The sequence below is a fragment of the Algoriphagus sp. TR-M9 genome (genome assembly GCF_027594545.1).
Taxonomy (GTDB): domain Bacteria; phylum Bacteroidota; class Bacteroidia; order Cytophagales; family Cyclobacteriaceae; genus Algoriphagus; species Algoriphagus halophytocola.
The window spans coordinates 3,916,628-3,938,341 of sequence record NZ_CP115160.1 but is presented as its reverse complement, the minus strand read 5'-3'; the positions used below and the strand labels follow the sequence as shown (position 1 = coordinate 3,938,341).

Annotated in this window: 36 protein-coding genes; 7 read left to right on the top strand and 29 right to left on the bottom strand. The window is 44.1% G+C overall.

Annotation, left to right across the window (positions count from 1 at the left end):
- The first annotated feature begins 7 nt into the window (after nucleotides 1–7).
- The 3 genes from PBT90_RS16745 (at nucleotide 8) to PBT90_RS16735 (ending at nucleotide 1,299) form a co-directional block, all read left to right on the top strand.
- Entirely contained in the window at nucleotides 8–265 is a 258-nt protein-coding gene (locus tag PBT90_RS16745; RefSeq protein ID WP_270130223.1) for a hypothetical protein, read from the top strand.
- On the top strand, nucleotides 262–1,071 hold the full coding sequence (locus PBT90_RS16740; RefSeq protein WP_270130221.1) for a hypothetical protein: 810 nt from the start codon (nucleotides 262–264) through the stop codon (nucleotides 1,069–1,071). Before PBT90_RS16745 ends, PBT90_RS16740 begins: the two co-directional genes overlap by 4 nt.
- An 84-nt stretch (nucleotides 1,072–1,155) precedes the next feature.
- Complete coding sequence (locus PBT90_RS16735) at nucleotides 1,156–1,299, top strand: hypothetical protein (protein ID WP_270130219.1); 144 nt, start codon at nucleotides 1,156–1,158, stop codon at nucleotides 1,297–1,299.
- A gap of 424 nt (nucleotides 1,300–1,723) precedes the next feature.
- Here the strand turns inward: PBT90_RS16735 and PBT90_RS16730 are convergent, their stop codons facing one another.
- From PBT90_RS16730 to PBT90_RS16665, 14 genes are all read right to left on the bottom strand, one after another.
- A complete protein-coding gene (locus PBT90_RS16730) occupies nucleotides 1,724–2,236 on the bottom strand; it encodes a zincin-like metallopeptidase domain-containing protein (protein WP_270130217.1) in 513 nt (170 codons plus the stop codon).
- 3 nt (nucleotides 2,237–2,239) lie between these two features.
- Nucleotides 2,240–2,662 carry a hypothetical protein gene (locus PBT90_RS16725; protein ID WP_270130215.1) on the bottom strand — a complete coding sequence of 141 codons (423 nt, stop codon included), beginning with the start codon at nucleotides 2,660–2,662 and terminating at the stop codon, nucleotides 2,240–2,242.
- Nucleotides 2,663–3,037: 375 nt separating this feature from the next.
- On the bottom strand, nucleotides 3,038–4,672 hold the full coding sequence (locus tag PBT90_RS16720) for a hypothetical protein (protein WP_270130213.1): 1,635 nt from the start codon (nucleotides 4,670–4,672) through the stop codon (nucleotides 3,038–3,040).
- Nucleotides 4,662–5,234 (bottom strand): hypothetical protein, encoded by a 573-nt coding sequence (locus PBT90_RS16715; RefSeq protein WP_270130211.1) that lies wholly within the window; start codon nucleotides 5,232–5,234, stop codon nucleotides 4,662–4,664. The genes PBT90_RS16720 and PBT90_RS16715 overlap by 11 nt, the downstream gene beginning before the upstream one ends.
- On the bottom strand, nucleotides 5,215–5,466 hold the full coding sequence (locus tag PBT90_RS16710) for a hypothetical protein (RefSeq protein WP_270130209.1): 252 nt from the start codon (nucleotides 5,464–5,466) through the stop codon (nucleotides 5,215–5,217). Before PBT90_RS16710 ends, PBT90_RS16715 begins: the two co-directional genes overlap by 20 nt.
- Nucleotides 5,444–6,031, bottom strand: coding sequence for a phospholipase D-like domain-containing protein (locus tag PBT90_RS16705; protein ID WP_270130207.1), 588 nt, complete (start codon nucleotides 6,029–6,031; stop codon nucleotides 5,444–5,446). The genes PBT90_RS16710 and PBT90_RS16705 overlap by 23 nt, the downstream gene beginning before the upstream one ends.
- Nucleotides 6,018–6,707, bottom strand: a complete 690-nt coding sequence (locus PBT90_RS16700; protein ID WP_270130205.1) for a hypothetical protein — start codon at nucleotides 6,705–6,707, stop codon at nucleotides 6,018–6,020. Before PBT90_RS16700 ends, PBT90_RS16705 begins: the two co-directional genes overlap by 14 nt.
- A gap of 106 nt (nucleotides 6,708–6,813) precedes the next feature.
- On the bottom strand, nucleotides 6,814–7,044 hold the full coding sequence (locus tag PBT90_RS16695; protein WP_270130203.1) for a hypothetical protein: 231 nt from the start codon (nucleotides 7,042–7,044) through the stop codon (nucleotides 6,814–6,816).
- 12 nt (nucleotides 7,045–7,056) lie between these two features.
- Complete coding sequence (locus tag PBT90_RS16690) at nucleotides 7,057–7,599, bottom strand: hypothetical protein (RefSeq protein ID WP_270130201.1); 543 nt, start codon at nucleotides 7,597–7,599, stop codon at nucleotides 7,057–7,059.
- Nucleotides 7,599–7,970: a hypothetical protein gene (locus PBT90_RS16685; protein ID WP_270130199.1), complete on the bottom strand. Its 372-nt coding sequence runs from the start codon at nucleotides 7,968–7,970 to the stop codon at nucleotides 7,599–7,601. Before PBT90_RS16685 ends, PBT90_RS16690 begins: the two co-directional genes overlap by 1 nt.
- A 12-nt stretch (nucleotides 7,971–7,982) precedes the next feature.
- The gene (locus PBT90_RS16680; RefSeq protein ID WP_270130197.1) at nucleotides 7,983–9,044 is read right to left on the bottom strand and encodes a hypothetical protein; all 1,062 of its coding nucleotides are present in this window, start codon (nucleotides 9,042–9,044) and stop codon (nucleotides 7,983–7,985) included.
- Nucleotides 9,045–9,047: 3 nt separating this feature from the next.
- Nucleotides 9,048–10,271 carry a hypothetical protein gene (locus PBT90_RS16675; RefSeq protein ID WP_270130195.1) on the bottom strand — a complete coding sequence of 408 codons (1,224 nt, stop codon included), beginning with the start codon at nucleotides 10,269–10,271 and terminating at the stop codon, nucleotides 9,048–9,050.
- 58 nt (nucleotides 10,272–10,329) lie between these two features.
- Nucleotides 10,330–10,791 (bottom strand): hypothetical protein, encoded by a 462-nt coding sequence (locus PBT90_RS16670; RefSeq protein ID WP_270130193.1) that lies wholly within the window; start codon nucleotides 10,789–10,791, stop codon nucleotides 10,330–10,332.
- Entirely contained in the window at nucleotides 10,788–11,216 is a 429-nt protein-coding gene (locus tag PBT90_RS16665; RefSeq protein ID WP_270130191.1) for a hypothetical protein, read from the bottom strand. Before PBT90_RS16665 ends, PBT90_RS16670 begins: the two co-directional genes overlap by 4 nt.
- A 365-nt stretch (nucleotides 11,217–11,581) precedes the next feature.
- On the opposite strand from PBT90_RS16665, the gene PBT90_RS16660 reads away from it, so the two are divergent.
- Nucleotides 11,582–12,181 (top strand): hypothetical protein, encoded by a 600-nt coding sequence (locus PBT90_RS16660; RefSeq protein WP_270130189.1) that lies wholly within the window; start codon nucleotides 11,582–11,584, stop codon nucleotides 12,179–12,181.
- A gap of 157 nt (nucleotides 12,182–12,338) precedes the next feature.
- A complete protein-coding gene (locus tag PBT90_RS16655) occupies nucleotides 12,339–12,950 on the top strand; it encodes a DUF7019 family protein (RefSeq protein WP_270130187.1) in 612 nt (203 codons plus the stop codon).
- 106 nt (nucleotides 12,951–13,056) lie between these two features.
- Here the strand turns inward: PBT90_RS16655 and PBT90_RS16650 are convergent, their stop codons facing one another.
- The 15 genes from PBT90_RS16650 to PBT90_RS16580 all read right to left on the bottom strand — a co-directional run bounded on the left by PBT90_RS16650 (nucleotide 13,057) and on the right by PBT90_RS16580 (nucleotide 19,530).
- Nucleotides 13,057–13,275 (bottom strand): hypothetical protein, encoded by a 219-nt coding sequence (locus PBT90_RS16650; protein WP_270130185.1) that lies wholly within the window; start codon nucleotides 13,273–13,275, stop codon nucleotides 13,057–13,059.
- Nucleotides 13,253–15,532, bottom strand: a complete 2,280-nt coding sequence (locus tag PBT90_RS16645; RefSeq protein ID WP_270130183.1) for a hypothetical protein — start codon at nucleotides 15,530–15,532, stop codon at nucleotides 13,253–13,255. Before PBT90_RS16645 ends, PBT90_RS16650 begins: the two co-directional genes overlap by 23 nt.
- Nucleotides 15,522–15,896 (bottom strand): hypothetical protein, encoded by a 375-nt coding sequence (locus PBT90_RS16640; RefSeq protein WP_270130182.1) that lies wholly within the window; start codon nucleotides 15,894–15,896, stop codon nucleotides 15,522–15,524. Before PBT90_RS16640 ends, PBT90_RS16645 begins: the two co-directional genes overlap by 11 nt.
- Nucleotides 15,897–16,067: 171 nt before the next feature.
- Nucleotides 16,068–16,448, bottom strand: coding sequence for a hypothetical protein (locus tag PBT90_RS16635; protein ID WP_270130180.1), 381 nt, complete (start codon nucleotides 16,446–16,448; stop codon nucleotides 16,068–16,070).
- Entirely contained in the window at nucleotides 16,445–16,747 is a 303-nt protein-coding gene (locus PBT90_RS16630) for a hypothetical protein (RefSeq protein WP_270130178.1), read from the bottom strand. Before PBT90_RS16630 ends, PBT90_RS16635 begins: the two co-directional genes overlap by 4 nt.
- Nucleotides 16,722–16,922: a hypothetical protein gene (locus tag PBT90_RS16625; RefSeq protein ID WP_270130177.1), complete on the bottom strand. Its 201-nt coding sequence runs from the start codon at nucleotides 16,920–16,922 to the stop codon at nucleotides 16,722–16,724. Before PBT90_RS16625 ends, PBT90_RS16630 begins: the two co-directional genes overlap by 26 nt.
- A 67-nt stretch (nucleotides 16,923–16,989) precedes the next feature.
- Nucleotides 16,990–17,256 carry a hypothetical protein gene (locus PBT90_RS16620; protein ID WP_270130175.1) on the bottom strand — a complete coding sequence of 89 codons (267 nt, stop codon included), beginning with the start codon at nucleotides 17,254–17,256 and terminating at the stop codon, nucleotides 16,990–16,992.
- Complete coding sequence (locus tag PBT90_RS16615; protein WP_270130173.1) at nucleotides 17,249–17,473, bottom strand: hypothetical protein; 225 nt, start codon at nucleotides 17,471–17,473, stop codon at nucleotides 17,249–17,251. Before PBT90_RS16615 ends, PBT90_RS16620 begins: the two co-directional genes overlap by 8 nt.
- 56 nt (nucleotides 17,474–17,529) lie before the next feature.
- A complete protein-coding gene (locus PBT90_RS16610) occupies nucleotides 17,530–17,802 on the bottom strand; it encodes a hypothetical protein (protein WP_270130171.1) in 273 nt (90 codons plus the stop codon).
- On the bottom strand, nucleotides 17,795–18,028 hold the full coding sequence (locus PBT90_RS16605; RefSeq protein ID WP_270130169.1) for a hypothetical protein: 234 nt from the start codon (nucleotides 18,026–18,028) through the stop codon (nucleotides 17,795–17,797). The genes PBT90_RS16610 and PBT90_RS16605 overlap by 8 nt, the downstream gene beginning before the upstream one ends.
- 116 nt (nucleotides 18,029–18,144) lie before the next feature.
- Complete coding sequence (locus tag PBT90_RS16600; protein WP_270130167.1) at nucleotides 18,145–18,423, bottom strand: hypothetical protein; 279 nt, start codon at nucleotides 18,421–18,423, stop codon at nucleotides 18,145–18,147.
- Nucleotides 18,404–18,613 carry a hypothetical protein gene (locus PBT90_RS16595; protein ID WP_270130165.1) on the bottom strand — a complete coding sequence of 70 codons (210 nt, stop codon included), beginning with the start codon at nucleotides 18,611–18,613 and terminating at the stop codon, nucleotides 18,404–18,406. The genes PBT90_RS16600 and PBT90_RS16595 overlap by 20 nt, the downstream gene beginning before the upstream one ends.
- Nucleotides 18,614–18,752: 139 nt before the next feature.
- Nucleotides 18,753–19,013: a hypothetical protein gene (locus PBT90_RS16590; RefSeq protein ID WP_270130162.1), complete on the bottom strand. Its 261-nt coding sequence runs from the start codon at nucleotides 19,011–19,013 to the stop codon at nucleotides 18,753–18,755.
- Complete coding sequence (locus PBT90_RS16585; RefSeq protein WP_270130160.1) at nucleotides 18,982–19,284, bottom strand: hypothetical protein; 303 nt, start codon at nucleotides 19,282–19,284, stop codon at nucleotides 18,982–18,984. Before PBT90_RS16585 ends, PBT90_RS16590 begins: the two co-directional genes overlap by 32 nt.
- A gap of 3 nt (nucleotides 19,285–19,287) precedes the next feature.
- A complete protein-coding gene (locus PBT90_RS16580) occupies nucleotides 19,288–19,530 on the bottom strand; it encodes a helix-turn-helix domain-containing protein (RefSeq protein ID WP_270130157.1) in 243 nt (80 codons plus the stop codon).
- Between the two features lie 188 nt (nucleotides 19,531–19,718).
- Here PBT90_RS16580 and PBT90_RS16575 point away from each other — a divergent pair, with 188 nt between their 5' ends.
- Nucleotides 19,719–20,090: a hypothetical protein gene (locus PBT90_RS16575; RefSeq protein WP_270130149.1), complete on the top strand. Its 372-nt coding sequence runs from the start codon at nucleotides 19,719–19,721 to the stop codon at nucleotides 20,088–20,090.
- A 365-nt stretch (nucleotides 20,091–20,455) separates the two neighbouring features.
- Nucleotides 20,456–21,712 (top strand): tyrosine-type recombinase/integrase, encoded by a 1,257-nt coding sequence (locus tag PBT90_RS16570; RefSeq protein WP_270130143.1) that lies wholly within the window; start codon nucleotides 20,456–20,458, stop codon nucleotides 21,710–21,712.
- The last annotated feature ends 2 nt before the right edge of the window (nucleotides 21,713–21,714 follow it).

The window sequence follows — 21,714 nt, the reverse complement described above, 5'->3', positions numbered from 1 at the left end:
TTTAAGGATGAAGAATAATGAACCAATGACAACCGGAGCAGAGCCACCGGCTATGTACCTCTCCACGGAGGAGGGGAGCCTTGAAAAACTATTTGCTGAAATCATTAACATCAGGGGTGTGCATCATCAACTGGATATGCACGAAGGGACAGTCAGAACCTACCGGAAGCGGTTTGCTGACGGGAAGATGACTGTGGAAAAAATGCGAGAGGTACTGGAGAAAGCAGGTTATAAAATGAAGCAGGAGGAGAGATGGGGGAAATGAAGGAAAGTTCTGGGTCAATTATTTATGAGGATATTGAGGAATTAAAAGGTTTATTTCCAGCCGTTCTCTTTATAATATACGTGATAGGATATTCCTATTTAAAAATTTACTATGGAAGGTTTGGGGTAGATTTTGAGAACTATATTAATTTGACAGATTTAATGTTTTTTGCGATTAACCCTGTTTTATTCTTTGTCTTTTACTATGGAGTACTCGAGTTAGTTGTTTACATTTTATTTTGGATGATTTCACAATTAGTGTCAATCTTACGGGGTACCAAGGGATCAATCTCGAAAGGAGTGGAATATTATTTTTTTAATAAGTCATTTTATAAGAGTTACAATAACTTAATCTATTATTTTTTGATTACCGTTGCAGTTCTTGGTGTTATATCATCTTTCCCATTACCTATTGAAATTGGTTGTTTTTCTCTAATTGCTAAATTTCTACCAGCTGTCCTCTTTAAAATAATTTTAGGGACTTTAGATCGGATTGAGAACTCTACTAAAAAGCCATTGGGACTCACAGATAATCAAAAAGTAACTGGAGTTTTATTTTTAGGTCTTTTAGTATGCGTGATAGGCTCTGTAGTCCAAGCAAATATTGATTCTAAAAATGTAAAAAAAGGACTCAGTGAAAGAATGGTTAAATTTAATGTTGAAGGTCTTGAGGTCTCAACTCTAAAAGGGGATAGCAAATTTATTGGAGAGACATCAAATTTTATATTTATATATAATATGAAATCAAAGTCTACTGAAATATATAGCAGATCAGAGATTTTGAATTTTCAAATTCATTCAGATTGACTTAACATTTTCACACCAAATCAAGGAAGGCGCAGCAAGGGAATTAATTTAAACTAAACTATAAACATTATGAAAGTTCCAAAAATGAAAATTTTCTCTGGTCGTAAGCATGTGGTAGAATCAGAATTTAATGAATGGGTGATGAATGAGAAAAGTACCCCAAACATTATCTTCACTAACCAATCTCAAGATAGTGAGTTGATTGTGTTTACAGTCATTTATGAGTAATTGAAAGCATCCTGGGAAAAGACCGGATCCGTGCGGTCGTAGGATAGGAGGGGAGTCAATCACGGTTTATCCCAGCTTTTAATATTTCAGTTAACATTTTCACACCAAATCAAGGAAGGCGAAGCAAGGGAATTGATTGGGGTGAAAAAGTAGTCAGAAAAAGATGTTTTTGAGATCCCGGCAAGGTGAAAGCTTGAATGACTGGAAGGAATCGGCGCGCAGCGCCGCCGGGATCGAGAAAACGCCGCTTCCGGCGCAGGTGAACCACCTCTAAAAGAGTAGTTCACCATCAGGATCATAAGGCTATCCAGAGCCACCCCTTACCGCTGGGGTTTACGCCGTTCGCTTTCAGATTTGAGCGTTTCCGCTCGGGCTATTTCTCAAAAGAACTGGAAACAAAAACTAAGCCCTGCGCAAATTCTAATTATAGCACTAAGTCAAGCTCTACGGCTTTTAGATCCTCGATTGCCTGTGCTATCTGCTGGCGCTTTTCCCTTCGATCGGCTTTGCTTTTTTTTTCGGCTTCTATCTCTTCGGCTGTTAGGACCTGATCCGCCCGAAATAGAAAGCACATAGGGAAATAATCTCCAAAATCTTCATCCTCCGGGCTTGGCTCTCCTTTGGCTTCGGCTTTATCGGCTTTCTGCGCTCGGAGCGGTTGACCCCAGATAACTAGGGCTTTCTCTCCCTTTTTGATCATGCAGTTTTTAGCTTTCCACTGGTGGAATGTGCCAAGCTCCATTCCATCGGGTACTTTGTAGAAGTATTTCAAAAGCATAAAATTGATTGTTTGGCTCTCCCAGTATTCGGCATCCTCTGGGCTGTCGGCTTCATCTGCAAACTGAGATTTTAAAGCCTTGGCATCAGCAGACAAAAGTAGTAGTTTCTCCCTGTTGGGATTCGGCTTTCTTTTTGGTTTTTCTGTCGTGGCTTCCATGGCTTAGGCTTCGATTAGGGTTTGCAAATGAGTTCTTTTTACGTTGATTTTATCCAGCGCAAAGGCTAGCACCTCGGAGACTAAAACTGGATTATTGATGTCCAAAATCCTGTTTGGCTGGCTGTGGCTGTAGTCTTTTTTGGTGACTGTGACGGCGAATTTTTCGCTGGAAAAGTCGTTTTCCTTCATGGATTCCTTTACATCCTCACCGATTTTAATTAGTAGCTCGGCAAAACCATCTAAGCGGTTTAGCTTGGTGATGTTTTCCTGCTTAGCCTGGAAATATTTGATTTTGTCTTCTAGGCTTTCGGGCTGGCTTTTTAGCTGGTTTTGTAGCTCCTCAATCTGTTTTTTTAGGCTTTCTACCTCATTTTTTTGTGCTTCGGTGATTGGTTTTACCGTTGTTCCTTTTTTAGTAGGTGTCATAATACTATATATTTAGATGGTTAATAAAGGGCTGATTTTCAACCCTTTTGATATATCTAATATACAAAAAACGTTTCATATTTGAAACGGTTTAATGTAATTTATTTTCTCATTTTCATTTTTTTATTTATCTGTAAATCAGCTGTTTAAGTCTGATTTTTGATAAAAAAATGATCATGTAGAAACTCCGACCCAACGACCCGCGCCAAGGTCTTTGGGCAACTGCCCAGAGGGCAAAAGGCGGTATGTGATTAAGGGTTTAGGTCAAAAACAGCCCCCACTGGTTCAAATCGCCGTTTTTTCATAAAAAAAGCCGAAATCCTAAGAAATCGGCTCGATCGGTCGGGAGGGAGTGGGCAATTCCGCCCCCCTACATCAAAATGTCTCGATGAATGTCGAGTCGCCACTTAGCTTGCGGAAGTGCTTGCCATAGAGCAGCTGATCCAATGCCTCGGTGGGGTGCGGTGCATCGATAGGCTTCACGTTTGGATCATCCTCAGGTCTTTTGTCCTTGGCTATACCATCAGTCCCCCTTCGTGTACCGGTGTTATTCATGGAGGAAACTAGATCCTCAGTATTATTGAGATGGAACTTGACTACTGGTAGTCTAGGATCATCCCCTTTCAATAGTTTGTTCAGTAGATAGTATCTGGATCTGTGGCTGGGAGCTTGACCAATGTAGTGGTCAACTACTGTCCAGTCGTTCTCTGCCAATATATACTTGACCTCCTCAGCATGCCTGATGTCTGAGCTGGCGTTTCTTCCCAGCAATGCGGTATGGTCATAGTAATAGTTGACTACCTTGGTTGGATACCCTTTGTAATACTCACAGAAGTTAGCTATGAGATCTTTCAGCATCAAGGGTTCTTCTACATACATGAAGTTCCGGATATAGTCTTCCCGGATAGTTTCCTGACCAATCACCATACAGCTGATTGCCCGGTTGTAATCCAGCGCAATATCCAGAGGCTGATCAGTCACAAGATCACCATCCCATCGCCAGTCTTTCTTTGGCTGATCCTTTCGGAAATCAATCTCCAGGTTGTCCACGTAGCTCCAGTCTGATTCTTCAGGAATATAGGTATTCCGATCTTCATTGAATCCGATATAGAAGCCATGCTCTACCTGCTCTAATCTTTTGGATAGTACAGATACTTGAAAGTCCAACTCAGAAAGCATTCTCCTGAAGCGCTTGATCACATCAATGCCCAGCGCATGGATATTGTCCAGGGTTGATGCAAACGAAACGTTTACCAACTCCTTTCGCATCTCATTGCAATAGGCATTCATTTTGGCGATTTCCTTATCAATGAGAGCCTTTTTGCGCTTGGTTAAGCTGTCGTAATCCCTTGTCAGCTCAGCAATCTTTTGCTGAAGGGCAATCACCAGATTAATCGTTTCCTGATCCACTTCATCGAGGTAGCGATAGAGCCATTTACCCCGGCTGTCTTTGGGTAGATCTGTAGTGATCAGGATGGAGCCGTGCTGGCTTAGGTGTCCGAAGTGGGCGTGATTGCCCCGGACAGTAAGCAATGCATCATTGAAGCTTTGTTCTTTGAATAGCCTGGCTTCATCGGCATACATCCAATCAAGGTTGATCCCCACTGAAGTACTCGGCCGGTCGATTGACATAATCACCGCTCCGGATCCATTCCACCAGGGAATATAATGTTCGGATTTCTTCGGTTCCCGGAATGGTTTGTCTTTAAAAAATCCCGCAGGAGGCATTTTGCGGATGAAATAATGTAGGTTCTCCAGGTAACCGAACTTCTCCCAGCCTTGCACGAGTCCGGGAACGATCATCGTCAATAATTTGTCATACGAACTGGAGAGTATTCCCCCCATGCTCCGGGGCATGGTATTCATATTGTTCATGGTGAACATGGCTCCAGGACCTTCGGTCTTACCGGTCGCACGCCCCCACAAACAGATTGAGATTCGCGCTTGCACCAACCAATACAGGAGCTGAGGTACATTCAAATGCACCTGCTTTTTCTCGTTATTCTCCATCCTCTTCGATTATCTGGGCATCGTGCATGACCTGGTCAATCTTTCGCTTAGGCTTGATGATCTGCTTGACTTGTGCCTCCCAATCATCTGGTAGTTCCACTTTGGTAGTCTCCGGAAAGAATCCGATCAGGATCTGAGGAGGCTGTACTTTTTCAAATGGAATAGTGTCCTTATCACCAGCCAATTTCTCGACTGCAGCGATCATATTCTTGTGGATGGATGAGACTGATCGATAGTCCTGCTTGATCAATGCCTTTTGCCGGTCGTCGATCATAAAGCCCATAATGATATCCAGCCAGAATTCTCTAGAGGTTTTTTGGGTAGTTCCAAATACTTCCTGGGTACTTTCAAATATTCGATAAGCTTGTGCCCTCGATATTTTATAATTACTCATCAGGATCTTGGCAACTCTCACTCGAGATCCGTATTGCCTGATCAGATCCCTACATTCATCAAGCCTTTCCAGTTTGGTTTGGAGGGCTTTTGAAAGAGGTTTTGGATTGTCTGATATCAGGTGCTCAATGATGATCTCATCATCCGTCTTAGTCGTCAGTTGCTTCATTGATCTTCATTTGGGTGATGTATTGATTGGCCATGGCCTGAGCCGGGCCAGATCCTGCTTTGGCCAGTTCGATCACGGATGATCGAAGCTCGGCTTCACTCTTGAGCCGTCCCCGGAGTATGGGATCTTCACTTTCCCCCATGATCACTTCGATTTCTTTTCGGGTGAAGAATAGGCCGGCCAGCCACTCTCTTTCTTCGTCCGGGGTTCTATTTTCTGAAGGTGTCTCCATGTTCGATTTCGTTAATTATCCAGTCACGGTGAAAGCGTGCTACCTCTCTGCAGCTACTCAATACACCGGCTTCTATCCTGGGATTTTTGGTAAGATTGGCCGAGCCGAGAATGGTGATTGCCCAATCCTGATTAATCAGGATGGCTACTTTGGCGTGGATCTTCACCAGCTTGACTCTGGATGCGTTGACTTTGGCCAGTTGGAAGGCTTCGGCTTTCTGCTTTTCTATGCGGTAGTCAAAGAGGCAATGGAGCTCTTCGATCAATCCTTTTTGGATCAGCTGAAACAATACCCGCATAGGCTCTTCTGTGATAGTCCAGGTACTGAGGTAAAGCTTTGCCGGGCCGATCTTCTCAGATGCCAGAGCAATCATATCATGCAGGCTCCAGGCACCGGCTGTGGTGTAGTGGTAGTTCTGATCTGGAGCAAGGTTTTGAAGAGTATGGATCAGCTCAGCGGCTTCCCTAGCTATGATGTGGGTGCTTTTCCCGCCCCCTACGAGCGCAATCTTTCCTTTCTTTCCGATTGTCTCACGCTTGATATCGGATGAGCTAAACAATGGCATTGAGCCTCCTTTCGAGTTCGTTCTTTTCGGCTTCCATTTCCTCGATTGTCATCTTGTACTTTTTCTTTCCGGATTTTGCTTTGGAGATGTAGGATCTCAGGTTTTTGAGTCTTGAGGTCATTTCCTTGACGGTCATCTGACCGGTCTGTACCTGGATCAGATCGGGACTGAGGGCTTTATGTTCTTTCCAATAGTTGAGGATTCCCCAGATGCGTTCGATCTCCCGCCAATTGGATTTGATCAGAAATGCCAGGCGTTTCCGCTCTGCTTCCGGAGTGCCTTCTTTGAAAAGCAAATACCTGGAGTGATTGGCTTCAGCAAAGATCCCCTTTCGTTTCAATACCAGCTCCTGCAATTCTTTGGGATAGTCAAATTCCGATTCCGGGATGCGCAGCCTTCCGGGTAGCTTAGCGCTGTCAACCTTAGGAGTGGAGCTTTCATCCTTAGCTGTCATCTTTTCGGATCTTCTGGCTTCTACTACTTCATGCTGCACAATGGGATTGGTCTGGCTCAGTTCCTGGATGCATTCTCTGAGCATATCATCCGCCATCTTGGTCCAGGGCTGCGCAAAGAGAAACTTCATGGTATCGCTGTCCCCATATTCATCATAGATGGATTTGGCTTGGTCAAAGTCCCATTTATGCAGGAGTTTCTTAAGTATTTCACTAAGGATCATATCCGAAAGTAATTGCCCTGACCATGGCAGTGCTGGACACTTTTACCACGCAAAAAAGCCTGATCCAATGGACCAGGCTTTAGCGTTCAAAAACCAACTAACCTATCTATTTTTTTGTCTCTGCAGGAGGAGCTGCTTTGGACTCTTTTGTTATTTTTCGCAGGTAACGGAACTTGTCATCCGCTGCCAACTTTTCTGCCATCTCCAGGGAGATAGTCCTCAGATCCACATTTCCATACTTCTTGGTGTAGATCACACCAGGTAACACGCCTACTGCTTCGAATTTGCCTTCAATAGCAGGGCTGAGTTTCGCAGTTTCTTTTTTCTTATCGCTCATGAGAATTATGGATTAAGGTTCTACGGCTTCAGTAAGTGGAATTGCGCCAGAGTAGAACTTGGCAATTCGGCCTACATATCGGAAATTGATCTGGATCATTTTCTCATCTGCTACGGATGCACCGCCTACTTCTTGCCAGTCTGGCATGATCTGAGCAGGCAGCCCTTCAGCTCCATAGACTCTCAGATTACCCTGCAGATCCTCTGCGATCAATACCAGATCATCATTCTTGTAGGTTTCTATCCAGCCCAGCACATCCGGGTCGGTACCATACATGAAGAATGTCAACTGATTCGCAGCTGAGGAGTTGCCCACCTGTCCGGCTCCGGAGTTGGTAAAGCTGTTTTTCTCCACGTGTCCTTCGATGAAGCCAAAGCGCGTTCCTACCTTCATTTCGAAGTCACCTTCCAGCGTCACCTTGTCGGCAAGTACTGTCATGGTCTCCGGGACGGTTGGCCAGACATTCACGTCCCTGGATCTACCGAAGTAGAGCTTGGTCTTTAGGCCGGCATCATTGTCCAGACCTACTTTTCTTTCGATGTCCTGGATATCCATTATTTGCTTGGTTTTTTATACTTCACAAATAGTCCGGATCCGGCTTTGATCAGGGCCTTGACAGCATCCATGTCCTTGATCAGATCTTCAGCCTGGATATTCTTCCCATCCACGATCAGGGTGCCTTGACCGAGAAATTTGTAAGGAGTTTTGTCCACCATGACGATGGGTTTCTTGCTCCCAGCCTGGATTTCTTTCACCTCCAGATCCGCAGCCTGCTTGGCTATGATCTTTTTGGAAGCTTCCACTTCTGCTTCAAGTTTTTTGGATTTTTCCTGCTCTGCTTTCAGAGCAGCTTCCAAAGCCTTGATTTTGTTGGTATCAGGAGTGGCGCCTTCAGCGCCAGCTCCTGTTTTTTTATCTTCTGCCATTTTTTGGATGGGTTATTCTGCTACAAAATCATAGTGCTCGAGCAACTGAGCTTCAGTCCACTCTAGCTCATTGTCACACTGATACACAAGCTCAGGTACATCCAGAGCAAGGCAATAAGCCCAGTCTCCATAGATATCCACTACACGCTTATTGCGTTCGATCAACAGACTGTTGGTCTTCTCTGATTGCACCGGCTTGGTTCTGTTGCCTGGACGTGTGATCCAGTGCTTGTCAGAGCCTTTCTGCGCAAAGGTTCCTTTGACTTTGATACTCTCATTTTCATTGACAGTATCAAGATCGGTGACTTGGGCATAATTGATATTATACTTCAGGCGCTTGCCTTCTCTGTAGAGCTCATGGCGCGCCTTAGAGCAATACAAGTAATCCAATCCATCTCTAAACTCATGAGGAATTGCTTTGATGAAATTCTCCACTTGGGTACAGTAGGTCTCCGCGTCAGTAGACCAGGCCCCTACAGTGATCACATTTGTTCTAGCCTGGATTTTCTTCAGTACAGTACCGATGCCATCCATTGCGGCATTTGCAGGAGTTACTTCACCCTCAATGAACTGACGAACAAAAGTCTCAGGATCTACAGCTGCTGCAGCTGCAACAAAGGCGGTCACTTCCCAGCCGTAGTAGGCTACTTTCTTGATGAAATCTTCTTGCTGCTTAGGCATGAGCATTTCCATCACATACCAGCGGATAAACGGCCACTTGGCTCTATCCACTTCATCCAGTTTAGCAAGGAAGCCAAGCCAGGACCTTCTGAACTTGTCAGGTGCAAGAGTAACATCTACTTTGAACTGACCCAATTGATATTGAATCGGAGCAAATGCGATATCCCCTTTTGGCAAGAATGGAAGCTGGAAAGCCTGCAATACCTCATCTATGGTGGTATAGGTTGATTTGTAGATAGATCCCTCGTTAGGAACTCTCGTGAAATCAGCCGAAAGATCATCTTCTGTGAAGATCATCTTTTTGATGTCCTTTGTGGTCTGGCCTTCAGGTACATAGACCTGGCCCCACTGATCAACGATCTCTTGGATCTCTATTTCGGTAAATTCTCCCATCGCTTAGATATTTTGAATGTCCTTCATGGCCTTTTTGAAAACAGAGGACTCCTCTACTTTCTTTTCTTTACCACCCTTATCTGCTCCGATCTCAGGATCTGTGTCAGTGTTGGTGTCCTGGAACATTTCACCCGCTGCACCTCTGTACTTTTCAGCAAGGGCACAATAGGCTTCTTTGTCCTTTGTCTCTTTGGCCAGTGAGGCTTCCAGATCCGATTTGTCTTTCTTCAGCCCGGTGATCTCCGTGCCGAGTGCTTCTACCTGTGCTTCAAAGGCCTCTTTGTCCTTTGTAGCCTGGGCAAGCTCAGTCTCCAGCCTGGTACATTCAGCACTGAGCTTTTCCACATGATCAGCAGTCACTTCAGGAAGATCCTCTTCCTTGGTGTCTGCCAATCCGAAGAATGTCAGTGCAAAAGCCCAAGCCTTCTGAAATTTGATTTTCATTGGCGTGGTGTTATGTGATTTAAGTGATTGATACTTCTGTAGGAATCCCTCGAGCTTTTCGGGATGCTTGCCGAGCCATTCGGCGATTTTGGGATGTTCGTCGAGGAACTGTGTCGCGATCACGGCAAACTTGTCCGGATTAGCAATAGCAGAAAAGAGTTTGTCCGTAGCAGCTCCTTCATCTACCAGGTCATTGCCCCAGAGTTCTTTGAGCTCTACATAGACTGGTTCATTAGGATTGTATTCGTAATCCTTAGAAGTTGATTTCCATCGGTTTCTGGAATGAGACCAGTCTGGTTCAACCTCGAAAGCTTTCCCGTCAGGACCATATTGATAATTGTGATCTACTGTGAAAACAATGCTGGTCATGATCGCATGGGGATCTTCCTCTGCCATGGAAAGAATCCAGTCACCGGCTCCCGGATGGGTAGGGCTGAGATTGGCGGATTTATAGACGTGTAGATCTGCTACCATCTTATCGTCTACCACTTTGAAATTGTGGTAGCGTCCGACTTCTGTTCCCAGGGCATCATTGCTCATGGCGGGATGACCAAACCGGCACTTCATCCCTACTTTGGTATGGTGCTTTACAGCGTAGGCGATACCGGCATCAATGAAAGACTGCTCGAGGTGCACCCCATGCCCTTTGGCTTCCCCTACCTGGCAAAGAATCACATCGTGAATGATGCGTGCCTCCTGGTCCACATTGGCACCAGCTGCTACGGAAGCGGCCAGGGAAATGCGTTCGGATTTGAAGAGTTTGGATGTGGTAGGTTTAGGCATTGTGTGCGGTGATCTCTACACAATGATATCCTATCACCTTGCGGTGGGCTTGTACAGGCTATTCTGTCAGAATGAGCCGTTTTCTAGGGTATTGGCTGATTCCTGAGATCCTAATACCATGGGATTTGCCATCTGTGGGGTTTTCTCCGGAACTGAATTCTTCGAGGAACAGTCCAGGATTTTCCTGATCAAACATCAGCCAATATCTACCATCCATATCCTGGATAATCAGAAATATTTCCTGACCATCATAAGTGTGAATGAAGGTTTGGGTAGCTTCATTGTCGGTAAGGATGGCCGTGGAAGCTGTTTTGGTGTAAGTAGTTCCCTGGTCACTGGGTTGGCTGGACTGAGTGTAGAGCGCCCGGTAGGGGAAGATTTCCAGTGGATCCAGATTGCCCAGCTGGGCAAGGGTGATGGATGCAGTGGCATCGGATAACTGTGGCCAGGTGCCGGCAAGGGATTTCAATCCTATCCACGCGGCGCGGATTCCTCCTATATTATCTGCGAAATCTCTCATACCCACAAAGGTATTCGGCTTCTTTTCTTGTTTGTGGCCATAAATCGCCTCCAATCCTTATAGGCGGAGTCCAGTTTGATTTCTTCCTCCAGGATATCATAAAGCTCCAGAAATTCCAGTACTGCTGTACGTGCAGCCCTGCCTGCATTCACCTGTCCCAGCACATAGGTATTCATTTTTTCCCGAAACTGCTTATCTATGCTCCGGATGATCGCATAGGCTTTGAAGGGATTCATATCCAGTCCTTCGATGGTGATCCTACGGCTGCCCTCCTGAGGTTCCATCCATTTTTTGCACCGCTGATAGTTCGTGGGGCTGATGATATGGTAATGCTTTCCCAGATAGAGCTTGTCTCGGTAGTCGTAATCGCGTAGTAGAATCTTGAATACGTGGACTGGGGCATAGATATGGACTTGCTTGATCATAATCCAATATAGATAGCAGGAGCCCTCAGGAGCTGGACAAATGTATGAGGACATTTACAGCGATTTTTCTTGGATTTTTGGTGCCAGATGAATAGCTCTAGAAGTGACTGTCAAAGATACTTTTTTCACTTTTTTTCAAATTTTCAGCGATATAGCCCACCCACAAAATAAGCTTCGTACGCTCGTACCTGTCGTACACGATCTTTCTTTGCCTTACGTGATCTGACGTAGTAGCCAGTCAGTATATATCTAATTAACTGATTTTTAATAAATTAACTTACGTACGATACGTACGATCGTGTAAGTGCTATTTTTCGGATGTAATGGAAAAGTGAATCAAATTCAATAAATTGGGTGAAAAATAAATGGAGGAATTTTTTACCGATATCAATTCAATCCCGAGATGGATTCTATTAATCACTGGATTTATACCACTTATTCTGAAATTGAGAAGTCACTTTTCCAAATCTCGAGAAAGGCAAATAATTAAACAGGATCTGGAGATATTAGAACTCGCAAAAAAAACTGGGTTGGAAAGTAAAGTGCTTGAGGACTCGCTTAGAGATAAATTATTAATTGATGATAGTGGTGAATCTAAAATTTTCGGGTTTTTAACCGGTTTCTTTGTTTTTATTTTTTTTGGATTCTGGAGTATAAGTGTTTATGAAGATTATAATGGGTTCTCAGCTTGGATGGGTTTTCCAATTTTCATGAGTTTGGTTGGAATTTCAATGCTCTTTGATGAGAGTACTAGAAAAAATAAAGAAGAGGTATTCTTAAAAATTGAGTTAAGTGATAGGAGAAATTTTCAGTTCGCATTTGTCATCTTTCTGTTCACTTTTATAGTTGGAGGTTTGATTTATCTTAGAGATGATGAGATTAATTTTTGGGTGATCTTAAACTTCTTTTTTTTAATGATTTCAATTAGATCAATTTTGAAGTGCTTAACTATTAATAGTAAATAAAAAAAGCCAATAGAGAATCTGGGTTTTTGCTAAAAAAAGAACTAATATTAAATTTTGTAGTCGCAATAAATAATTCACGGCTGCAAACTGTCGATTAGCTTAAGGCTAATTCTTCACCCAGCCTCGATCTAGATGTTTGCTAAAAAAGTAAAGAGATATGCTAAAATATTACGTCTACATTTCCGACACAAAGGTCAATATGCTCTATTCACAGATTCCTGCAAAGTTTCTTGAGAAAGTTCAGGGTGATGTTAGACTTAATTTTGGCTTTTTGTCAGGTACATTAAAAAAGGAAAAAAAATCAGAGGAAAATGATGTAATTAAAAAACTGGGTTCTGTCAATAATTATATCCTTCAACACGAGTCTGTTGGAACAGTTGAAAATCCTCTTAATTATATTTCTGGTCGTTTGCGATTAAAGTATGGAATAGTATCGGAATATGCCTCTGATATCGCTTTTTTTGGAGGAGAGATTAATGGTAAATTGATAGGTCTTATAGGTGCTACCAGAAGCCTTCTTGGAGAACCAAAAAATAGTGAATCAAACCATGCTCCCTATTACTACACATTAGAATTTTTAAATGGTTTAATCAAAATGAATGAGAAGTCAGGAGAATCTCCTCCATTTTATAATTATGATGAAGCTATAAAAATTGCTATTGAAACGATTAATGACAGCCCTCATTCACTTGAATTTTTAGCAAAAGTTCTTCATCACGACGAAAATTTTGTCCTAGCAACACCGATTTATGTATCAATTAGTGAATAGTAAAAGTATGCTCGTTTACCTTTAAAGATTTTATGTTGTGGCCTAATAGCATTATTAGTGCGTAGGCTTCCAATTTTTGATTTTCCATTTTGTTTTATGTGAAAGGTTAGTTTGACTCTGCAGTTAATTTTTCCTTCGGGATCCAGATGTTCCCGTGGCTGATCTCATCTTCCAGCCACTTCAGGTTGGTCTCCCGGGTGATCACCCGGAGATTGAGATATCCGTTCCGGAGCCGGTGGAAATAGGGTAGATGTACCCTGAGGATTTTCTCGTGGTGAAAGTCCTCCAGGGATTTAGCTGGCTTAGTTGTGACGGTTATGTTCATAGGCTGCTATTTCTTCTTTCATACTCGGATAGGGATTGTCTGTATCCTGTGGAAATGACTCCTCTTGGCCACATGGAAGTTTTACACCGATCTGGCTGTAGCGGAATACCAGGGCGGAGCTGTTACTCCCCCAGTTTCCCTGACCGGCAAAGCGCTTATTATCCTTGGTCTCTATATAGGCAGGGCAGACTGATTTGTCCTTGAGCTTGCCCAGCAGGGTATTGTAGGGCACGCCTGGCTTGCGGTGTACTTCGAAGTGCGCTTTGTTGTACAGCGTCCACAATTGTTTGAATCTGATATAGATTTCCTCTCCCTCGATGGAGTATTCCGATCCGTGCTTGGCCAGGTTGACTTTTGGATTGGTCATGTAGAGTACCATATCCCAGAAGTTCTGTACTACTCCTCCGGTATCGCGCTTCTCGGCGTGGATGGCGATGGTGTCCTGGAGGAATGACACCAGCTCAGCATAGCTAAAGGTAAACTGTAGTTTCTCCCGTAGGATGTGGTAGGTGGTAAGTAGTACGGAGTAATTCTCTGCCATCCTGGAAGGCACGCGGATGTTCTTTGCCTTGAGGGCATTATTGAATTCACCATAGATCCGGCGGTAGTGCAGCGGAAAATCACGGTCCACGTCTTCCCGGTACTGGATTAGCTGGCCGGTGATGTTGGTGATACCTTCCATATTCAGCAGGTTCAGCTTATCGAAGTGCTCTACTACAGAATCCTCTCGGATGTTCACATTGTAGTCCATCAGGATCAGTCGCTGGAGAAAGGGATCATCCGTGGGATAAAAGTTGCCGGTCACACAGACTGCAGATTCTACGGGCACGGATTCAGTGCCGTACTTTGATTTGATATCGGATCGTTCGTACCCAAAGCGATCGTAAAACCCGGACAGGGTTTTGTCCACACTGATATCTATAGTGTCGGTGTATTCCTCGAAGCAGATCAGGGCATTCACGAACTGGGCAAGTTTCCGGATCTTGGCTTTGTCGGTGTTGGCTTTCTCCGTAAGCTTGATCGGTGCCTGAGGTACACCAAAGAGCATCTGGATATACTGGATCATCGTGGACTTACCGGATCCACCTTCGCCATAGAGAAAAACCAGGGGAAAGTTGTTCTTGTGCTTGAAGATGATGTCGGAAAAGACCGTGGCCAGTCCGAATATCAGCATCACCTGGCCCACATTCCCAAATGCTCCGCAGTAGTGTTTGCACCATTCCTGGAAGGTCACCGAGCTGTGCCTGTAGAAAAATTTCTTTTCGTTCAGGAAGCTGTAACGGTTTGTCTTGGGGTGAAAAGGAATGAAGTAATTCTTATCCTTATAGGTGAGCATCCCATGCTCATCCACCGGTATGAATACCGAATTATACACGCCATTGCAAAAGGCAAAGAACCCGTCGTCATGCCATCCCAGGGTTTCCAGCTGCTCGGCTGTTTTTTCCTCCTCATAGAGCTTAGATTTGACGCGCATGAAGTCTTCCGGTTTGCCGTAGAACATGAAGTTGCCCAGGCCTTCCGTGACTTTCTTGAAGCGTCCCAGTTCGCTGAGCTCGTCAGTACTGATGTCCTTGGATTTGACTCTGCCATGCTCGTTGGTGAAGTTTATTACCCGGCGCTGATCTTTATCCGTCTCGATGTGGTAGAGTACCTCGAGGACAAAGTTTGTACGCTGATTCAGATAGACTACATCCCCAAGGCCTTCGGTAAACCAATAGCTGTTTTTGTACTTGATAAATCCCCAGTCCCGGAGATCCTTTTCCATCTGCTCATCCACATCCTCGGTGATCTCATAGCGGGCGCCTCGGTAGGGAGTGGCCATGTACATGGTTTCGGATCCGTCCCGGTCGGCACGATAGCCAAGCTCTCCCAGCAGGAGAAGCAGCTTCTTTCCGTTCTTACGCTTGATGTCAGTGAGTGCCCGGTTGATTTTCTTGGTCAGTAGTTCTTCATCCAGCTCATCACTGAGGGCACCGATCTTTAGGTACATGTCCTTGCCTGCTTCGCCAAAGAAGGCAAACTCATGCGCCATGGCCATGCTGTTCTGCTTATTGATCAGGATGTATTCATCCAGGATCAGTTGATTGCAGGCTTCATGGATCTTTTTCCACTGCCGGGCCTTGAGTTTGTCCCAGGTTTTGGGGGTAGTCTCATCAACATCCTTTAGGTGCGGCTTTTCCTCGATGATCTCACCAGAATCCAAATCGATGCTGGTGAGATCATCTACCTTTTCCATATTTTTTCTACTAAGCTTCATGGCTTTCGCGGATTAGGTCAGTGAGGTTTTTACTTAACTGGAGGGAATGTGAGCTGCTGAAAAACCGGTCCCTTTCTTCTTTTGATTCCATGAGATGGGAGGACACTTCCTTTTGAAGTACATAGAGTTCAATAGAAGCAGAAGCATTGTCAAAAAGCAAAGCCTGGATGAACTCGTCAGCGAAATTTGCCAGCTCTATAATGCGGTCGATCTGGTCTGATTTTTTTTGGATAAAGTCTTCATTGATATTTCGTTTTTTCATGCTCTCCAGTTCTGACTCCAAATCCTGCACGAGGGTCATAAGTTTGGTTTGCTGGCGAACCCAGGCTATGCGTTTCTTTTTGATGATTTCTTGATCGATCATATTCAGTGTTTTGCTTCTGCAGAGAAACTAAGCTCCGCAATGACTTTGAAATGGACTGGTACATCTGGCTGATGCCCCGGTCGTGAGTGGAAAAATTCAGTGCCATCTCGTCACAGAATTGGATCTGTGCGCTGAGCTGGTCGGATTGGTCAAGTAATTCAGGGATGCTGCTCATGGCTCCAGTCCCAGCTCTAGGAGTTCCCGGTTGATCTCTGACAGCTTATCTGTGATGTGATCACGGATTACGCCGACGAGCTTAAGGAGTAAAGTTTCGTCCAGATTGATGGATTTGATATTCTTAAGTTTTAATTCAGGGGCATCAATCTTGATCATTCCAGCATCCCGGAGGCGGCTGAATATCATGTGTTCAAATCCTTCATTTGCCTGTGGTTTTTTTTCCTTATTCAAGGAAATTTTCTCAAACTCTAAACTGGCGACGGCATCTTTTGCGATGACCATAAGAATGTGCTGGTTGATCATAGACAGATCTTCCATCAGGGAATTTCGCCGCTCTACGAGTGCTCTTACTTTGGTTAATTCTTGGTGGGTCATGAGAATAGCCTGGTTTGTGATTTTTCCTTCCGGATCTCGCACTGGTACCAGTGCGGATGATCCTTGTATTTGATCAGTAGTACATTCCACTCTGCAGAGCGGACCTTATGCAGCTTGATGATCAGTTTGCTGTCATCAAGGCCATTTTTGCCAACCAATGTTCTGGACTCTGCCAGTACCTGATCGGCCATAGTCTGGAGATTGCCACCCGCGGATCCCAGCGCCTGCCGTACGATCTCGTCGAGTCGCTGCAGGGCTGGGAGGGGAGGGCAGTCAAGGGTGTATAGCAACTTCAGCATCACTTTCTAAGCTTTTGAGTTCATTTTCAGCTTGGGTTTTCCAGGCTTGGATCTGCTCCCTTTCCTCCGACTTGAGATCATGGATGCAGGTGAGCATATTATGGTACTGCTGTGCCAAGTCCCGGAGACGGAATGCGTGCATGGCAGGGGTTTCTATGATTTCTTGTTCTTCCATTGGTCATGTGCTTGGTGGATCACCAAGGCCAATATGCTGAGGCTCGTGATCCAGGTGAGGATATCGTTCATGGTTTGTATTTGGATGGGTCTGGATATTTGTCACCGACTTGGAACTGGTGCTGAGGGCAATAGAACCAGTTTGATCCTTGGGCCCCTTTGTCCTTGTTGATTACCTGAAAGGCGATCAACACATTGTCACCGTCCACGGATATCACAGTACCGATAGCCGTGGTGACCGGTGGCTGTTTGGCTGTCCTGCAGCTGAAGCACAAGAAAGCCAGGAGCAATAGCCCCCATCCGATGAGGTGGTATGGGACTTTATATTTAGCCATAAGTCACCTCCTCTTTGCTAGTGAGATTGATTCCCATATCCTTCATAGTGGCCTCTGGGTTCTCATTAAGAATGTCGATCATCCTATCAACTATCGTCGCTAGAGGCATGAAGATGGTTTTAATCGGAGCATTGATTGTTCCTGTGGCTTTCAGTGTGGATGAATCTTCATCTTCCTGGTAGATCTGAATTTCGATTATTGGTTTTTGGTCAGGCATTTTGATGTTAATTTTTGATGAGGTAATAGATGAATTTGAGGGTGTAGAATGCTGATTTAAGCATGTGGTGCCTCCTCCCTTCTATATTTGATTACAAATTCTTTAAAGGGTGTTTTTACCCCGGACTCCGTACACTGTATCATCCACTCGTTGCCTAGCTTTTTGCGAAGCTCAGGGGAGATGGATTTGATTATTTGGGCTGTGAGAATTTCTTCCATTGCCTGGTTAAGGGACTTGGTTCTATTCTCTAGTTTCCTGAATGTCATCCAGAGCATGACCAGAATTGCAGAATATGTGATCCAGATTGCGGTAAGCTGTAATTCAAGCATGGTTCACCTCCCATCTGATAGGTAAGAATCCTACGCCGAACTTGCGGTTCATGCGCTTGGTTCTGCGGTTGCGTTTCCTCACAGTGTTCTTTCGCTGGATCTTGCGCTTATTGTATTTCGGCTTGCCGAATAACCCGGCTGTGGCCGATGTGATTTGCTCAGTTGAGGAAGCGGGGAGGCATGCCCCGGTGGTCACGGGACTTTCTGTTGAGAACGGGGCTGTCATGGCAGTCAGGGCGGTAATGAGAATCAGGTTTTTCATTATGAAGTTGTTTAAGTAGATATTGGATTATTAGCAGTAGTGTGCAGATCATCACCAGCAGTGCGATGATGACCCAGTGATTAGGAGACAAGGGCGACCTCCTTTCTTGGCTTGATGAAAGTGACCGGGCTGGATTCGTTTACCTGGATCCAGATGCCTTTATCACCTAGCGGAGACACCTCAAGGTTTTTGATCCGGATCTGGTTGGTGTCCCAGATATCGAGAATGGTATGAATAGTTCGCTCCACGAGTGGGAATTCTATTTTGTCCAGATCAGTGAGGTGCAGTTCCTGTTCATACATGATGCGGAGTAGCATAGAGATCAGCTGATTGTTGATTTCAGTAGCAGTCATTTTCATAGTCTAGATCAAATAGGGTTTCGCCTTTCCTCCGGATTTTGCGGCGGAGTGTCCGCAGGTATTCTTGTTTTTGCTTTCTGGACATCTGAAGGAAGGTGTCCGGTACAGCCAGCATCAGCATGAAGCTGGCTAGCATGGCGACGGCTAGGGATTGGATTCCCTGGTGTCTGAGGATAGTTTGGATTGACATATGGCTGGTAGGATTAGGTGGGTGCAGAGTTCATCTTCCATCATGGAGAGCTCCATGCGTAGGTTGATCAGCTCGAAGGCTGGCTCTATCCGGTCGAGAGGCTCGGTGATCAGATCAAATCTGCTTGACTTTACTTTGATTAATTGTCTCCAGGCGATACAGAGCTGGATAAGATGCTGGATGGATCCCATGGTTTGATGAGGTTTATAAATCCGTGAATCAGTGGGTAATCGGTCAGTTCATCCGGTAGATACCGGCTCTTGATATCAGCGGCATAGCTGGCATCAAGTGGGCGCTGGATGAGCTTGAACTCATCCTTTTTATGAGTGATCATCAGGGCACGGTGGCCGATGGTGATGCAGTATTTGTCAGGGTCCCGGCGGCTTTTCCAGAAGAGCATTTTTAGATTGGTATTGGTGGATTAGGTCTAGGATTTTTTGTCGGAGTTTCTGGAACCTGCTGGATTCGGAAGGGATGAGCAGTAGAATGTCATCCATCAGCTGCCGGATGCAGTTGATCTGTTTAGGCTTGGGCACGGTGCTGAAGTACCCAGCCACAGTGATGATGTGCTCGGCGGCTTTCTCCTCTGCCATAGTGCAGCAGTTGGCATGGCGCAGCTGGCTCAGTCTGCTCTTGGCAAATCGGATCAGTATATCAGGCACCCGCTCCATGGCTCAGGCAGTTTGGAAATTGTGCTTGGCCAGTACCGACTTGTCGGGAGCTTTTGGAAAGAGATCCTCGATCTCCACTCCGAGAAATCTGGCGATTATAGGTAGCTGGAAGAATTCCGGGTCTTTCTTGTTTGCCACCAACTTGTTCCAGGTTTGAGTCTTGATCTTGAGCTCTTCAAGTATCTGCTCAGCCGGTATCATTTCTTCGATCCCTCTTTCTTTGAGTATTTCGGCGATTCTGTTCATGAATGATTCAAATGAATGTTTATGTTGACACAATCATAAATGTTTATGATTTTAAAAACAATAAAAACATTCATTTTTTTCTAAAAAAGTCCATTAAAATGAACAAAAACGCCTCGTTTTTCGAATAAAAGAGAGTGTATTTTTTTGACCTTTGTTATAACTTCTACTCATAAATATTCACTGGCTGAATGATAAAATTGAAAACTGGGCCTCTTTTAGAGAAGGTTTGTCGAGAACTTGGATTAAAAAACACGGATGTTGCTGAAATGATCAGCAGGACTCCGAGTAACGTGGGCCGCATTTTCAAACAGGATAATGTGAATACAGATACAATCGATCTTTTGACCGAAAAGCTAGGGGTAAATCTGTACCGTTATATAGCCGATCAGTGGGATAAAATGGCCGGTGATGAAAAGCTGGAGGGTTTTGATCAGCCAAAAGGAGAATACTTCCAGCATAAGGCCATACATACTGAAGAGGCTAGGAAGCCAAAGATTTCTCTCCTCATAGAAATCGATCAGGATAAGCAAAATGAAGTGATTAAACTTTTGAATCTCTAGCGGAAAACTGCTACAAAACCGCTACACATCAGCTATGAACCCCCTCTAATTAGAGCGTATGGATATATTTGACACATTGCTACAAATCATCGAATTAATGCAAAAACAGCTTCTAGAGTGCCTAGAGGCTGTTTTTTTGGAATATAGTAGCGAGTCCTGTTCCCGCTACTTGGTAACTCCGGACAATGTTAAAATTGTTCGGAGTTTTTTGTTTTTCAGGGGTTTAGCATTATTTCGAATCTATTTGATTCTGTTAAATTCGGATGGATTTGTCCCCCTTTTTGTCCCCCTTTTTGTCCCCCTTTTTGTCCCCCAATTTGTCCCCCTTCCTTTTTTCGATTTTATTTTTGTTGTTATCTTCAAGCATGATCGACATTACAATTTCTGCTGTCTTGAATCCTAAGAAGAAAAAATTCTTGGGAGGAGAGCCAATTTATTTGTGCATCAATCGAAAAGGAAGACAATACATCAATCTCAAACTTGAGAAAATTCCTAAAAATGCGTGGTCTGGAAAAACAACCAAATGGGTGAACGCTAACTACCAGTATGCAGAATTTCACAATCGTGCCATTGCTCGGGAAATTCATAGGCTTAAAGTGATTGCTCAGGATTTTTATAAAAGAAATGAATTGTTGACTGCGGAAAAATTGAAGAATGTCTATCTGGTAAAATATCAAGGTGCGAAAGTAAAAGGAGTGAGCGGGGTTCAGGCTCCTGGTGCCAGTGATAAAGTTTCCGAATTCATTGATTATTCGATCAACTTTGGAGCTACTTCCAAAAAGGTAGCTGGTACAAAGAAAGTTTATGTGACCCTGAGAAAACTGATAGAGTCTTTCAAGAAGACTTCTGTCATGGCAGATGTTGACGAAAACTACGTTTTGGAGTTTGTTGATTTCATGAGAAGTGATCAGACAGAAATCAATTCAGATACTACTGTTGCCAAGTATGTGGATCGATTGAAAGTTATCTATAGAGAATACTGTGACCAGTACGCCATTCCTTTCAGGAAGCGGATTTTTGAAGGAATAGATATAGATTCCAATAAAAGACCTGATAAGATCATCTATGTGAATGACGAGCAGTATAAGAAGCTTCGAAAGTTGAAATTTGACAGAAAAGAGAGAAGGCTTGAAATCACCAGAGATATTTTCATTTTGCTGTGCAATACCGCACTCTATTACAATGATTTGATCGCTATTAGGAATGAAAAAGGATTTGACCGTAACTTGCTGAAGGAAAATCCAAATCATTTAGTGCTTCAGGGGGAGCGAAAGAAAAACGGTGAGGAATTCTGGATTCCACTGAATGATACTGCTAAGCAGATTGTCAAAAAGTATTACGTTGAGGATGATGAAATGATATTCCCTAAGAGTGTTACAATATCTGAGCAGAAGTTCAACCAACATTTAAAAGTCCTAGCAGAAAGGATCGGTTTTACAGATGTGCTTTCCAATAAAGTAGGAAGAAAGACCTTTGGTACCTGGACTGATCGCTTGGGTATGGATGATAATGATATTAGGATGATTTTTGGTCACTCACCGGGATCAGTTTTAAAAAAGTATTATACTGAACGAAGGACGGTTGAATCCTACAACAGAATTCTTTCTTTCATTCAAAGGTAACT